The following is a 15,761-nucleotide window of genomic DNA, read 5'->3' as shown; positions in this document are numbered from 1 at the left end:
TGATAAATTTCAAAATTGTTTAAAATGATAAATTGATACCTAAAGCAACTTTACCCGTAAACGGATAATTTGCTCTTTGCTCATTGCGTTGCTCAGGATCAAAAACGCCATCAAAGACTCCCAATTTGTTAAACAGAAGTAAATCTTCTCCCGTAACGTAAATCCTGAACCTTGATATAGGTAATTGACTTATTACTTTTTGGGAGAGAGAGTAACCAAGTTGAATATTCTTTAAACGAACATAACTACCGTCTTGCACCCATCTATCTGAAGTTGCATAATTATGAGTTCCTTTAAGAAAAGGCCTGGGAAAAGCGGCATCGGGGTTATTTGGTGTCCAAAAATCTCTATGAAATGCCATAGGTTGGAACCAGGTTTGATTAAAAGGCATTACAACCGCTGTTGGTGCTAAAAAGGATCGTTTTCCAACTCCCTGAAAGAAAATACTAAAATCAATATTTTTATAATTTGCCCCGGCATTTATTCCGAATAGGTATCTGGACTGATCAGTACCTAGTTTCACTAAATCTCCGTGATTTTCAACAGTTCCTCCGCCATTATTAATTAAGCCGTCACCATTTTGATCTACATATTCTATGTCTCCGATTCCTGTTCGGTTATCATAAAAAGGAGCATTTTCTAATTGGCTTTCGCTTTCTATATAGCCGGGCACAGTTTCATAGCCCCAAATTGTATTTAATGGAAAACCTTCAATTAATCTATTGGTTCTAGAACCTACAGTGTTTCTATTACCACCGTAACTAATTAACTCATTCTGGTTGTCTGATAGATTAAAGCCTATATTATAGCTAAAATCATCACCTATTTTATCCCTAAAATTTAAATTAGTCTCCCATCCCCAACTTTTTAATTCACCGCGATTAACCCTGGGTGTATTTATACCTATGGTAGCTGGTAAATTAGTAGGTATCAACATATTCCTGTTATGCTTAATATAATAATCAAAAGATCCCTGTAGCTTATTCTTAAATAAAGAAACATCTACTCCATAGTTAACAGTTTCTACGGTTTCCCAGGCTAAATTAGGAGAAGGAAGTCCTCCCTGGTAAAAATAAGTAGTACGGTCTTCGGTAGCTCCCATAACCAAAGCATTACCATAGTTTAATCCAGGGATATAATCGTAATAGCCAATAATATCGGCATTTGCATTCCCTAATTGCCCCCAGGAAGCTCTTGGCTTAAATTCACTAAAAAAGGGTAAAGCAGTTTCAAACCATTTTTCTTTATGCATATTCCAGCCTATAGAACCTGATGGAAACCATTTTAGCCTGGATCCAGGCGCTAAGCGGGAAGTCTCATCTCCCCTTATCGTGGCCTCTAATAAATATTTATCCTTAAAACTATAATTGAAACGGCCAAAATATGATTGATTAGCAAAAGTTGTTACCCCTTCACTATTTCTTTTACTATTGGCATCACCAAGGTTTAAAGATGGTAAATCATTACTAACTAAGGAACTGGCAGAGCTTGTTACAGAATGTCCTCTATAATCTTCCCATTGATAGCCCCCTAAAAGATGAATTTTATGGTTGTTAAAAAGGGTAATATTATAGTTCGTTAGGAACTGAAAGTTATCTCTTGCATAATTTGCTCCCAACACAGTATAGGAGTTAGGATTATTTAAATAGTAAACAGGAGAAAATCTATCCCATAACTCCACTGTTCTATTAAATCTGTCATAATCCCGTCTATTTTCCTGCCGGCCATAGATCATTTTAAGCTCCAAACCATCTATAAAGTTTGAAGCGGTTAGGGTAAATGTTCCATTTAATTCTGCCCGCTTATCGTTAGCATAACCTCCTTCTGTTAGGTAGGCATAAGTGTTATTTCCTGATGTTCCAGCACCACCAAAGAGTTTCCCTTCTGGTGTAAAGATTGGGAAACGTTGTCTTGCCTGCCAAACTTGCTGTAAAAGACCATAACCATTTACTCCTGCTGAAGGTGATTCTCTATCGTTAACATTATACGCCAATCTAGAATCTAATGATAGATGTTTTGACAACTCGGCACTCATATTTAGACGAGTATTAAGACGTTTATTCCCATCTGGGCCAACTTTGAACATACCTTCCTGGTCCAAATATCCCACAGAAAAAAAGTAGTTAACCTTATCACTCCCGCCTCTAGCACTAACATTATGACTTTGCATTAAATATAGATCTCTAGCTACCTGATCTTTAATACTTTTTTGGTTATAAGTAAGATACCTAGTAGAATCGGTTGGTGAAACAACAAACTCTACTCCATTTCTAATATTATCTAAATCAAAATCACTATACTCGGGCCCAACACCGGCATTTTTCCTTGCCAAGTTTGAAAATTCAGCCTCTTCTAAAAGAGACAATCTATCCGGAATATTTAAGGGCCATTGAACGGTAAGTAGACTTGAATAGTCTACAACAGTTTTTCCCGATTTCCCTTCTTTTGTAGTAACCAATATAACTCCACCGGCCGCTCGAGACCCATAAATAGCTGCCGCAGCAGCATCTTTTAGCACCGTAACAGTTTTCACATCGGTGGGGTTAATGGTATTTAGATCATTTAAAGACATTGTTACCCCATCTACAATTAGCAAAGGATCCACATTTCCATTTGCTGATGTAGCACCCCGAATTTGTATATTCAAGCCCTCATCACCGGGCTGTCCCGTTGTACGGGAAATATTTAAACCAGAAGTAGTTCCCTGTAAAGCATTCCCCAAATTAGTTACAGGTCTATCTTCAATAGTTTCGGCATTCACAGTAGAAACGGCCCCAGTAAGATTGGCTCTTTCTTGCTTGCCATAACCAACCACCACTACTTCATTTAAGGCTGCTATATCTTCTTTAAGAACTATGTTAATTACATCACGTCCAGCGGGCTCAATATCCTGGGATAGAAATCCGACATACCGAAAACTGAGAACCGTATTAGAATCGGGTAAGACAATCTCATAATTTCCATCAAAATCGGTTACTACACCGTTATTGGTATTTTTCTCCATTACCGTAACCCCCGGTAATGGTATTCCAGTTTCATCTGTAACTGTTCCAGATATACTAATCTTCCCCTGTGAATATGCTGTAAAGCTTAATAAAAAAGATAAAAAAAATAAGAACGGGGCTATATTCCACAGCCTATTCTGAGGTTTATTTTTTTCAATTAATAATTTTTTCATAATGATTTTTGGTTTCGTTAATTAATTCAATACACATTAAACAATCGATTGTTTAAATGGGCCAAAAAATTAGTAAACCTATTTACTAATTTGCTTTTGCCTTGACAGTGCTTCTAAATAATAATAGTCAGCATAATTTAATGGCACATCTAACTCAACACCATGAGGCTTGCTACCAACAGAATGTTTTAACAGAAATCCTCCATTAGTTCCTACCTTAGCTAAATAGGTTTTAGAGCTTAAGCTATCGATAATATCATTTCCCCACTTTAAATAATCCTTACTACTAGTGTCTGTATCGTACGTACTTAGTTCTAAAAGAGCCGAAGCTGTAATTGCTGCCGCAGAAGCATCGCGAAGCGTATTCTCTCCTGGAGACACATCGTAATCCCAATAAGGAACCTGGTCATTCGGTAAATTTGGATGGGTTTTAATAAAATTTGCAATTTTTTCGGCGTGCCTCAAATACTTAGGGTCTTTTGTTTCGCGATATACCATTACATATCCATACAAGCCCCAGGCCTGACCTCTGGCCCAGGCAGAATCATCACTATAACCCTGATGAGTGTTTTTCTGAATAACCTCTCCCGTTGCAGGGTTATAATCCACCACATGAAAAGAGCTTCCATCATCCCTAAAATGGTTTTTAATAGTGGTATCCGCATGACTAACCGCTATATCATAAAATGTAGAATCTCCAGAAATTTTAGTTGCGTGAAATAACAACTCTAAATTCATCATATTATCAATAATTACAGGGCAATCCCATTTTTTATTCCATTCCCATGACTGGAGAACGCCCGCATTAGGTTTAAAACGAGTTGAAAGAGATTTCGCAGTTTGTACTATAACCTCTTCATAAGCATTTGAATCCTGGTATTTTAAACCATTACCATAACTACATTCTATTATAAAGCCTACATCGTGATTTCCTTCCCAATATTGTATGGTATCTAGTTTTTCAGTATACGCCGTCGCACGTTCCTTCCACACATCGTTTCCGGTTAGACCATAAAGCTGCCATAAAGACCCGGGATAAAAACCACTTGTCCAATCATAAGGACCCACATTGACCAATTTGTCATTTTTCGTAGTACGAGGCATTGGTTTAGGACTTTCTTTTACATCCTTAATGCTTTTATACAAATATTCATATTGCTCTTCCAACTGCCCCACATCAGCTGCTTCCAAATTTGATTTCTTACTAACACAGCTAGCCGAAACAATATATACCATTAATAAAAGTAATCTACAAGTTGATTTCATTTTCTATAATTTAACAATTCAAGACAATATTAATAAAATTATTCCCTAATAACAATCGATTGTAATAAAATAAATTAACTTTTTTTTTACATAGAACCAATTATGGTCAATAAGGGCTATTCAATTTTTAGAAGTTTAGCATTTACAGAAGCCTACCAACAAATTTTATGTAGTAAATATCAAAATTGCTAAAATCATTAAATATTAATAGCGGAAGCACTGACTTAATAAAGTCTATTAAAGGAATATGAAATTAAACCATTTATCGCAGATGGCGTGAAGCGACTGGCAATACATAGCTGGATTCTTTTCTTTATTTAGAAGCAGTTACTTATCGCAAATCCGGATATGTCTAGCGCCTAAAGCTGAAATACAGGATTCCCTTGATATGGTATAGGCTTGATACCTAATTCTTATCAAAAGCTAGCGAAATAAGATTTATAAGACTTTATAGAAAGTTATGGTGAAGATCCAAAAGCTTAGCAAAGCTTTCTTAATAATTTTGGTTATTAATTATTCATTGTGAAAGAATTGCAAAGAGCATAAGTACATTTGAGAACAAACTTCAAAAAATGGAGGACTAAATTTTCTTCTAAATGGAAATATAATTTTTTAAAATTATTAGTAAACTACCCCGGGCAAACCACTAGATATTCGTTAGATACATATTTTTAATTTTGAGGTAAGCCCAGGATTACAGCCTTTGGCGGTGCCGATATAAGGGAATTGAGGTGAGACAACCTTAATCCCCTTATAAAATTAAATCTTCCAAACACTCTCTTAAAAAAAATCAAGTATCACCCAGATAGAAGACCTACCGTTTAAGACCTTCATTATTATAGTGTTTTCAATTAAAAGTAATATTAATAAACTTTATTAAACTACCTGGGGGCTATGATACCCTGTGGCGATGCTAATAAATTAATACTTATAGCTATTTTTTCTATGATCTATTATTTCTATCTTTTAATAATTTATCTACTTTGGTTTTAAGTGTTTGAGAATCGCTTGCATAATCTTCAAGATTTACAATTTCCACCTTTCTAAAATCTGTAGGGTGGCTTTCGCTTTGCAGCGAAATAGTTCCTCCTGTTAATAATGTACCTTCATCGTTTTGTGGTTTCTCATATCTAAGTACTTCTTCTCCATTTGCATAATGTACAATTAAAGAATCGCGTACAACTAACACATCAACACGCACCCATTGATCTCCGGCAAAAGTTTTGGAATTTGAATTGGTGCAGTGATTAGTAATAAGCTTCCCGTCCATAACAAATTGGGTGCCGGGAGTACATATGTTGGCATTTGTTCTTTCATCTTTCCCATTCCCACCCAATAATTGCACTTCAATAGAATTGGGAAAGTCCTGGTGTTTGTCCATGGTTTCAGGTTTCTGACCGTGAATCATAATACCATTATTGCGGTAGGCCCATCCCGGACCATTCTTTACTTGATCTCCTATAAAACGGTATTCAACACCCAATAAATAAGTTGAAAAAGCTTCTTTATAAAATATATGTCCATATTTATCATCAAACCCATTTTCGTACTCATCATATCTTACTTGTAAAAGACCATCATTAACCCTAAAAGTATTCCCGAAATTTTCCCCAAGTTGATGACCTTTAAATTTTATGTCCCAATCATTAAGGTCTTTACCATTAAATAGTGGTTCCCACTCATCTGAAATTTGCGAGGAACAACCTCCAAAATTAATGGAAATAAAGAGCATGAAAATGGTAGAAAATGGTATTTGTTTTATCATGATAATTTAAAGTTTTAGATTTGATTTTTAGAGGTTTAATAAGGATTTCAAGTAAACCTATAAAGTACTCCTACTTTTTTATTCTATTCACAGTACTGCAAAATAAGGTTAATTCCCTTTTATAATTCTTTAATTTTAATATTTCTAAACCACACTTTATCGCTGTGATCTTGAAGGGCTATATGGCCTTTGCGGGTTTTCCCAAAGTTTTCCCAGTTTTTAAATTTAGAAGATTTAATCATATCCTTCCATTCTTTACCGTGTACAGGAAATTCGTTTATGGTAAAACCGTTTAACCTAACAGACCCTTTATTAGTGTTATGATCAATTTTAATCACGGTTTTATTCCATTTTCCCGCATTTTTGGTTTTATCGCTTTTTGGTGGCATCATATCATAAAGCGCTCCTGCCTGCCTAATTGGGCCATTCGTGGCATCTGGATGTAATTCATTATCCAAAATTTGAATTTCCGGTCCTGTTAAATAAGGTTCAGAAAAAGCTTCACCTTCCTGTACTCCCCACATAATCCCACTATTTCCTCCTTTTGAAATTTTCCATTCTAGCGAAAGCTCAAAATTGGTATAAGTGTTTTTAGTGATAAGGTTTTCTGTACTCGTTCGTTTTCCCGGGGCAGGAGTAAAAACAATAACGCCGTCTTTCACCTGCCACTGGCTTGAAATTGAATCAGCATTAAAGGCTTTCCAACCATCCAAATTTTCACCATTAAAAAGTTGACTCCAAAGCTCTTCAGCTTTATTTGTTCCTATAGCGTCTTTCTCTTCAACAAAATTCTTCTGCTTATCCCCTTTGTTATCGTGTTTACAGGCAATTGCCACTACGGCAAGCATTGTTATTATTAAACTAATTTTTCTCATATCATTAATTTAGTTAATCATTATATCGCTTCTATATTTTGTTTACGAAAAAAGTGGCAAGCTTAATTTTCATTCTGCAATTCAACTATTAGATAAGAAAATTGTTCCCAACACCTAAAGCATACTGAGAATGTATTTGTATTTCAAAATCTATCAATAGTAATCCTGTAACACAAACAACAAATTTATCCCAGATTATGTAATGGTTTGTGCAAGAGCTAAGCTTAATTTTCAATTTAAAATATACCGAAACCAACCATAAACCTGAAATACGACCTTTAGGAACATATTAGTTAATGATTGGCTTACGGCTTTATCTTTTATAAGTTATATTTTATTGATTTAATTCTTTCCCAACTTTCTGAAGAATATTTTTTGTCGCTATTATGCCTTCTTCTGGCGAAAGCCTTGAACCTTCATACTCCACTCCTACATAACCATTATAACCAGCATCTTTAACTATTTTCATTATTCGTTTATAATCCAAGGTGGTTTCTTCTCCTTTCTCATTAAAGTCGTAAGATTTTGCGCTCACAGCCTTGGCATATGGCATCATTTCTTTGATCCCCTGATATTTTGGGTATTCCTCTGCACAATTGCCTTCTGACCTTTTTATACAGAAATTCCCAAAATCTGGTAAAGTGCCACAGTTATCCATATTAACTGCCTCTATTACTGCTACCAAAAGTTCGGCATTAGAAGATAGGTGTCCATGATTTTCAACTAAAATATTAACGCCTTTTTCTGCAGCATATTTACTAAGAGCCTGCAAGCCCTTTATAGCCGATTTTTTCCACTCATCAGGCTCCCGGGAACCAAATAAGTTTACCCGAATAGAGTGCGCTCCCAGATATTGGGCTGCATCTACCCATTTTTTATGATTATCTACAGCACTTTCACGCTTGTCTTTGTTAGAAGACGCCAAATCTCCTTCGCCATCTATCATAATTAATACATTTTCCACTCCAAATTCTTCACTTTTCGCTTTTAGAGTATCCAGGGTTTGCTGAAATGCTATTTCAGGGTTTTCAGAATTCTTTATTCTTGCTGAATAAAAGCCACTCACATACTCAATCCCATCAAAACCCATCTCCTTTGCTTTTTCAGCAAAGTCCATCGGGTCTAAATCGCCGGCAAAAATAGGTTTGTTAAGTGACCATTGGGCCAGTGAAATTTTAAAAAAAGGTTCAGCATTATTAACGGTTTCGGCTATTAAATTACTAGCGTCGTCCTTTTGTTTATTTTGGTGTTTACATGAAAATAGAATGGGAACTAAAAAAGCCAGTAAAATTACGTTTATGCGCTTCATAATATAAGTTGAATAAAAATTAATTATAATGATGGTATAAAACCTTTAATGGTGATTTTTCAAATAAGAGTATATTTTAATTTACAGAACTTTTGTTTTACCTGGTTTGGGTACAGGATATAAACCATCTTCTCCCGGCAATGTAGGTGGGGTTGAGTTCCAGGTCACATCCTTAGGCATTAAAACCTCCTGAGATTTCAATGCTTCTTCCCAGTTAATTACCTGCCCCGAATAAGTAGCCATTCTTCCCATTATAGCCGTCATTGTACTTTTAGCACCATTCTCGGCATCACTAATAACCTCATTATTTCTTATTGAAGCAAATAGTTTATCGTGCTCTACCTGATAAGGATTAGGGTCTCTTTGCCCCCGGTATCTAAACAAATCATTTCCATCAAGATCGGTTATACTTGCTGCACCCGCATCATTCATATCTACAGTTCCTTTGCTAGCCTGAAACTTCTCACCTACCTTAGACCAGGTACCTGGCTGGTGTCTACACTGGCTGGAAATTACTGCACCACCAGGGTACTTAAACTCTACAAAATGATGGTCGAAAATCTCTCCGTGTTCAGGCCCTGTTCTTACCAAACGACCTCCCATTCCTTGAGCAGAAATAGGATATTCTCCAATAAACCAGTTAGCAACATCAATATTATGAATATGCTGCTCAAGAATATGGTCTCCACATAGCCAATTAAAATAATACCAGTTTCGCATTTGATACTCCATTTCACTCTGCCCAGCTTTTCTTGGGTTTACCCAAACCCCAGCACTATTCCAATAAACCTGACCAGACATAATTTTACCGGCCTTATTTTGCTTTATTTGTTCGGCAATTGCCAGGTAATTATTTTGATATCTCCGTTGAAGTCCAACTACTACGTTCAATTTCTTTGCCTTTGCAATTTTCGCCATTTCTAATACTTTGCGTATTCCCGGTACATCGGTTGCAACCGGTTTTTCCATAAATACGTGTTTTCCGGCATTAATGGCATATTCGAAGTGATATGGACGAAAACCAGGGGGAGTGGTAAGAATTACAACATCTGCCTCATCAATAGCTTTTTTATAAGCATCAAAACCTACATATTGATGTTTTTTCTGAACATTGACTTTCTTGCTACCTTCAAATTCTTTTTCAAGGCTTTGAAGACTACCGCTTAAACGGTCTTCAAAAGCATCAGCCATAGCTACTAATTGAACATTTTCGTCGGCTTTTAAAGCCTGATTTGCGGCACCTGTTCCTCTACCACCACAACCTACCACTGCAAGTTTTAAGGTCTTTTCGTTAAAAACATTTGTCATGGCACTCATTTCCATTCCGGGCAGCATCATCCCGGCTGCAACAATACTTGAGTTTCTCACAAAGTCTCTTCTGGAAGATTTTAAAATTGATTTCTGGTTCTTTTTAGAATTTTTCATTTTATAATTTTTTAATGTTTAAGGTCTTTCTTCTCCCCAATATTTATCTAATTCATTTTTTGAAGGAATGTCCTCTATTCTCACTATCCTAAAACCTACAAAGGGAGCATCGGTATTCCACCACTTGCTTTTAGGAAACTGTGGATCTCTCATTTTCCAGTTTTCAGTAGAGGCCATACGAGATGCACTTCTCAAATCCTGATTGTCGTCTAAATAAGAACCACCCCTCACCGATCTAGGATATTCCTCTATGGGGAATTCGATTGGATTTTTAGTGATAGAATTTCTATTTTGATAAGCTTTCGGCAAATATTGATCTAAAGTCCATTCTGCCACATTACCGTACATATCATAAAGCCCCCAGGGGTTTGGCTCTTTTTGACCAACCTTATGGTAAGTACCGTTACTATTGGCATAGTACCAGGCATATTTATCCAGCTCTTTATTATTATCTCCAAAATAATATGCTGTATTGGTACCGGCACGTGCCGCATATTCCCATTCAGCTTCAGTAGGTAACCGATAGAATGCCCCAAACCTCAACGGTTGATATAAAAGAGTTGCTATGAGCACTAAGATGAAAAAAGGTTATCTTTCTTGCACTAAAACGAACAAAGATTTACCCATTTTGTTGGAGTTAAATCCAAGAATCACTTCAAAATTGAAAGGATACCAAGTCCTCAAATGTCCACTTTCTTGTTCTTGATAATTATATAAGTCCGTGGATGAAAATTGTTTTTCCTTAACAAAATCCTTTCCTAATACCTCATAATAATTATCTACTATTTCCTGAATTTTCCTTTCATCTGGATTTAGCTTAGACTTAAAGAGGGATTTACGGTCCAAAGTTCTATCGGTCAAACTAATGTAGTCGAACTCGTTTTCGCCCTCAAAGTATGTTTTTTCAGATGTTTTAATATCACCATCTAACTCTTCGGATAAACCAATTTCAAACCTTTCCAAATCATCGTGGTTATAATCATAAGGATTTATATTTAATTCTGTTAGTAGAACTAAATTTTTTAAACGTTCTGGGTCGTTTTTCTCATTAGGTTCTGGCTTGGCTTTAAAAATATCAAATATTCCCATTTATTTTTCATTTAATTACAAGGAAACGTTTTCGTATAAAAACAATACGAAAGAGCGAACGGGATTGTCCGTAGGACAAGCCGGTAAGCATGCGAATACAAAATTTCGCGTTGAGACTAGTTTGTTTTTACGCATTGGCACCTAATTTAAATTTTTGCTATTTAGTATAAAATAATTTTAAAAGCCGCAAAAACAGTTAATCCAATCGTTGTTAAAATGCTAAGCAAGGATTTAAGATTTTGGCTATTTATCATTCTCCCATATTTCTCTACATCGGTCGAGAAATTCCAGTTCATTCTTTGAGATGCGTGTCGAAAAATTTCCATCTGGGATTTTTCTAAAAACACTAAATAGAATATATTCAAAATGGGAAGTATGAATATCCATAATTGAAAAATAGGATTATTAATTGGAAATTTACTTAATCCAACGAATAGCACTATAAGAATACTATTGATTGCAAATAATTTATCGTGAATTCTATCAAAACTAGTCTGGATTTTTATCGATGCTTCATCACCTTCTTTTTCTGCCTTTTTAATTAAGCGCTCGCTATCAGAAATCATCTCGTTGGATTGGTTTCTAACTTCACTCTTTGCTAACAGCTCTATTATTTTATCTAATTTTCTATTCGTTTCCTTGTTACTTTCCATTGAAAATTGGTGATTTAATTACACCTAACGTTTTTAGCTAAAAACAGCTAGGGGTTTCCCGCCTAACTTTTCGGTTTATCACTGACCTTTAATTTAGAATTTTATTTACGGTTAAAACACAATTCCTTATTCCTATGATAGGCTTACGTATATTTATTCAGTTAGTTTATTCAGATTAATCAGTACATTTTCGAACTTTTCAATATCCTTTTCAAATGTATATTTTATTTTGGTTTTTATTTCTGAAATATCAGCATAAGCTGCTACAACTTTATTGGCAATTAAATTTATGTCATTGGCCTTTTCGCTAAACTGGATGTAAGGAAAAATATCTCGCGCTAATGTTTCAATTTGATTCTCCACAAGCTCCTTTCTATTTTTAACTTTTGTAGGTTGTCCTTGTTGATTAAACTCAAAAATTTTTCGATTCTCGTTTAATTCTTTCACCCAATTAGCATAGAACAATTTATAATCTTCATTTTCATCGGTATCAGCCATGGAAGAAAAGAATTTATTAGAACGTAAAAGTTGCCATTGAGAATAAATATTCTCTTTTTCCAAGTAGGTATTTCTGAGATAATTTATTTCGTTTGTGAAATATGAGTGGTAATCTCCAAAAAAGTTAGAATCTATTAAAAAATTTTGGAAAATTTGTATTTTATTTTTTCTGTTTTCAGAGTAATATCTATTCAAGTCGACTAAATTAACTTTGCTTAAAAACTTATCATTTAAGGCCGCAGATAATATCGGAGTTGAGAAATTGTCCGATTCGATATTTTCAGTAAATTTTTTAAGATTCTCTATAGTTTTTTCTATTGATTTTTTTAATTCAGGTAACGAAGACTGAAAAAAAATAAACGCATCTCTCGAATTGTCTTTTCGTTGTTTTTTATATAACGCGAATGCTATTAAAAATCCAATAAAAGTTAGTAGTACACCCACACCACCAATTAGAATTGACCACTGGTTTGAGTCCAAACTCCAAAATTTAAAAATCAAATAATATTCTTCGGTATTTTGCTTCAATTTGGTCCATTTTTAGTTGTGTATACATTTTATTGTTATAAAGATTCATTAATGACCTTTCCCATTAGTTAAGGTGTGATTTTCACAAAACATCACACAATTGTCAATAAATTAAATTTTATTTTATTGTATTATAGAAGCTAAATATAGAAATTTTATGCCACTACCGTTGGATTAATTGTCGTAAGTACCCCCTATCCTCCCCCCTACCTTCTAAAAAATTCATTTACCTAATTCAAATTTTGAACTTCCGTAACCGTTCTTATATTAGGTAATAAATAAAAACCTTTTTTTTTCTACATCATACCACAAAAAAATTTCAAAAATTTTTTGATAGCTTCGCTTTAAGGGTTCTTAGTGTCGATTAGTGACAGGTGAGCATAAGGGGTGAGAAGACAATATTTGCAGGTTTTTCCATAAAAATCTTAAATTTATATTGTGTGGTGCTCAAACACGACTAAAGAAACACGGAAAATTTCTCGTAAAAAAGGTAAAGTGACACGAAAACTGTCACAATTGAAAATAAAAAAATCCTAACAACCTATAAATGAGGCTGTTAGGATTTTATTCTGTGACCTTGCCAGGATTCAAACCTAACTTGCGCATCTTAGAACTATAAAGCATTACAATGAATTATAACTTCAAGGTAACCTTTTAGGTATCTTTAAATTTGAACTAATTTGTGATATTTTGACTTCTTTTAAATAAAAATACAAAAATTTCAAATAAGTTAAAAAAAGTTTTACAAGGCTCACCTATTAAATTAGGCCTTTTTTATTAGATTAAAAATTTTCGCTAATTCAAGTATTCTGTAGATAAAGAATTTAATTAAAGCTCCTAATTAACTCCCATTAGAAATGGGAGGCAATCTAAACTTTTTCAAATTTTGTTTCGAAATATATTCTTTTTGACTACTAGCTTGATATTTACCTGAAAATTATGAAAACAAATTAAGAGTAAAACTAAAAATACCGCTCTTGAAGTATCATTCAATTTAAATATAGTTAACTTTTCCAAAAAATCGCCATTTTTAATTTTTCCCAGCATTGGATTAGTCTGAGAAACGTATAGCTTTTTAAAAATTTCAATCGCTATTTAGGACGATTAAGGTTGTTTGCGAAATGGTAAAACAAAATTCCTCAAGCTTCTAATATAAAGTTTTCAACTTTTCAATAAATCCAGAAATTTAACGACCCAAATTGAGTTACTGAAAATTTTCATACTTCTTCCGAAAAATTAGTGAATAAATTTATATTAGAAATTGTTATTGCTTTTTTGTGTTTTTCTCAGAAAAAGCTTTGTTAAGCAATTTTAAATTAAAACTATACTTAAGAGAGATAACAAACTAGCAGCTCAATATCGAAATATTATTAACGGAATACCAGAGTCTATTGAAATATTTATTATTTCTATACGATTCATCTTTTGATACTTTTTATAATTTGTAAAGTTGAAGAAATCTTTTTAACAACATCATCATAATCAAAAGAGCCATCGTCCTTTTTAACAAAAAGTTTAGATCCTATACCCACGCAGCATACTCCCGCTTCAAACCAATCTTTGAGGTTTTCTGTAGTTATACTAACGCCCCCTGTCGGCATTATACTTGACCACGGCATTGGGCCTTTTACCGCCTTTACAAAAGAAGGACCTCCTACCTGACTTCCTGGAAAAATTTTTACTACTTCGGCGCCTAATTCTTCAGCATAAGAAATTTCTGAAACCGAACCACAACCAGGTATCCAGGCCACTTTTCTGCGATTACAGACTTTAGCCATCTCAGTATTTATTAGCGGAGATACAACAAAATTTGCACCCAACTGCAGGTATAATGAAGTAGTGCCTGGGTCTATTACAGAACCTACTCCCAAAATAATATCTTTAAAATTTAAAGTGGCATATTTATTTAAAGCTCCAAATACTTCATGGGCAAAATCGCCTCGATTCGTAAATTCAAAAACTCGAGCTCCTCCCTCGTAACTGGCTTTTAATATTTTCTTACAGACCTCCAATTCATTATGATAAAAAACTGGAACAATTCCAGTCTTTTTCATATTCTCTACTACTGCTATTCTTGTAAATTTTGCCATTTCTTTTTATCGTTTAATTCTTCCATTTCTACTTCCTTGCATAACGTCCAAAATTTCCTCCAAACATACCAGACTATTATCCCCCAAAATAGTATGTTTTAAAGCGCAAGACGCATTCGCGAATTCTAAAGTTTTTTGACTATCATAATGTTCAAGTCCATAGATAATTCCTGCCGCAAACGCATCTCCCGTTCCAATTCTATCTATCACATTGGATATTTCCAACTCATCAGTCGTGATATACTCGGTTCCAGTCCAGGCTTGTCCATAAATTTTTTGCCAGGAGGCACTAAAACTCGTCCTTACTTTATTGAAAACCTTTTTTATACTAGGGAAGGTTACAATAAGTTCTTTGCTGGCTTCAATAAATCCATCTGGATTATTTTCAAAATCAGTTTTTAAGATTTCGTTAATCTCATTAGCACCGCCAATAAAAATATTGGAAAATCCCGTTAGTTCAGCCAATACTTCTTGACCATTTTTCCCATATTTCCATAAATTACTACGATAGGAAGGATCTGTAGTAACTGTTATTTCTTTATTTTGGGCAATTTCTAAACCATCTTTTAAGGTTTTGTATGCTGACTCTGAAATCCCAGGAGTTATACCTGTCCAATGGAGATAGGTACAACCATCCAATATTTCTACCCAATTAATGGACTCTGGATCAATATTGGCAAAAGCCGCATTAAGTCGGTTATATGAAATCTGGCTGGGGCGCATTCCCGCCCCGTTTTCCAAAAAATAAAGTCCTAATGGGTAATCTACTTTTGTAACCGCAGCTACCCCTACCCCGAGGTGTCTCATAGCCGCGATGGCAGATTCCCCAATAAAATCATTTGAAACCACACTTACTTGTTCTACTTGCATTTCAAAATTGGCCAAAGAACTGGCTACATTTAACTCTGTCCCACCAAAGAAGATTTCTAACTGATGTGATTGTCTTACCCTCCTATTCTCGGGAGGAGATAAACGCATCATAACCTCTCCGAAAGTTACTACTTTACTCATAATTTTTCATTTAAAGCTAGAAATATTTCAGAAAACCTAGTATCAAGTTTAATACCTTAATAAGAAATTATTTT

Annotated in this window: 12 protein-coding genes; all 12 read right to left on the bottom strand. The window is 34.6% G+C overall.

Features of this window, described 5'->3' with window-relative positions:
* Positions 1-19 precede the first annotated feature (19 nt).
* Positions 20-3,178: a SusC/RagA family TonB-linked outer membrane protein gene (locus tag I6U50_RS14600; RefSeq protein ID WP_193711207.1), complete on the bottom strand. Its 3,159-nt coding sequence runs from the start codon at positions 3,176-3,178 to the stop codon at positions 20-22.
* 78 nt (positions 3,179-3,256) lie between these two features.
* On the bottom strand, positions 3,257-4,444 hold the full coding sequence (locus I6U50_RS14595) for a glycoside hydrolase family 88 protein (protein WP_198639386.1): 1,188 nt from the start codon (positions 4,442-4,444) through the stop codon (positions 3,257-3,259).
* Positions 4,445-5,387: 943 nt separating this feature from the next.
* The gene (locus I6U50_RS14590) at positions 5,388-6,209 is read right to left on the bottom strand and encodes a 3-keto-disaccharide hydrolase (RefSeq protein ID WP_232805955.1); all 822 of its coding nucleotides are present in this window, start codon (positions 6,207-6,209) and stop codon (positions 5,388-5,390) included.
* 119 nt (positions 6,210-6,328) lie between these two features.
* Complete coding sequence (locus tag I6U50_RS14585; protein WP_198639385.1) at positions 6,329-7,084, bottom strand: 3-keto-disaccharide hydrolase; 756 nt, start codon at positions 7,082-7,084, stop codon at positions 6,329-6,331.
* 334 nt (positions 7,085-7,418) lie between these two features.
* Positions 7,419-8,393, bottom strand: coding sequence for a sugar phosphate isomerase/epimerase family protein (locus I6U50_RS14580; protein WP_198639384.1), 975 nt, complete (start codon positions 8,391-8,393; stop codon positions 7,419-7,421).
* Positions 8,394-8,474: 81 nt separating this feature from the next.
* Positions 8,475-9,818: a Gfo/Idh/MocA family protein gene (locus I6U50_RS14575; protein WP_198639383.1), complete on the bottom strand. Its 1,344-nt coding sequence runs from the start codon at positions 9,816-9,818 to the stop codon at positions 8,475-8,477.
* An 18-nt stretch (positions 9,819-9,836) separates the two neighbouring features.
* Positions 9,837-10,361 carry a formylglycine-generating enzyme family protein gene (locus I6U50_RS14570; protein WP_232805954.1) on the bottom strand — a complete coding sequence of 175 codons (525 nt, stop codon included), beginning with the start codon at positions 10,359-10,361 and terminating at the stop codon, positions 9,837-9,839.
* Between the two features lie 45 nt (positions 10,362-10,406).
* Positions 10,407-10,907 carry a hypothetical protein gene (locus tag I6U50_RS14565; protein WP_198639382.1) on the bottom strand — a complete coding sequence of 167 codons (501 nt, stop codon included), beginning with the start codon at positions 10,905-10,907 and terminating at the stop codon, positions 10,407-10,409.
* 161 nt (positions 10,908-11,068) lie between these two features.
* A complete protein-coding gene (locus tag I6U50_RS14560; RefSeq protein ID WP_198639381.1) occupies positions 11,069-11,560 on the bottom strand; it encodes a hypothetical protein in 492 nt (163 codons plus the stop codon).
* Positions 11,561-11,713: 153 nt separating this feature from the next.
* Complete coding sequence (locus I6U50_RS14555; protein WP_198639380.1) at positions 11,714-12,586, bottom strand: hypothetical protein; 873 nt, start codon at positions 12,584-12,586, stop codon at positions 11,714-11,716.
* Positions 12,587-14,004: 1,418 nt separating this feature from the next.
* Positions 14,005-14,676, bottom strand: coding sequence for a bifunctional 4-hydroxy-2-oxoglutarate aldolase/2-dehydro-3-deoxy-phosphogluconate aldolase (locus I6U50_RS14550; protein WP_198639379.1), 672 nt, complete (start codon positions 14,674-14,676; stop codon positions 14,005-14,007).
* 6 nt (positions 14,677-14,682) lie between these two features.
* A complete protein-coding gene (locus I6U50_RS14545; protein WP_198639378.1) occupies positions 14,683-15,687 on the bottom strand; it encodes a sugar kinase in 1,005 nt (334 codons plus the stop codon).
* Positions 15,688-15,761: the final 74 nt, after the last annotated feature.

It is taken from the genome of Salegentibacter maritimus, assembly GCF_016236975.1.
Taxonomy (GTDB): domain Bacteria; phylum Bacteroidota; class Bacteroidia; order Flavobacteriales; family Flavobacteriaceae; genus Salegentibacter; species Salegentibacter maritimus.
This window is presented reverse-complemented; position numbering and strand designations above follow the sequence as displayed.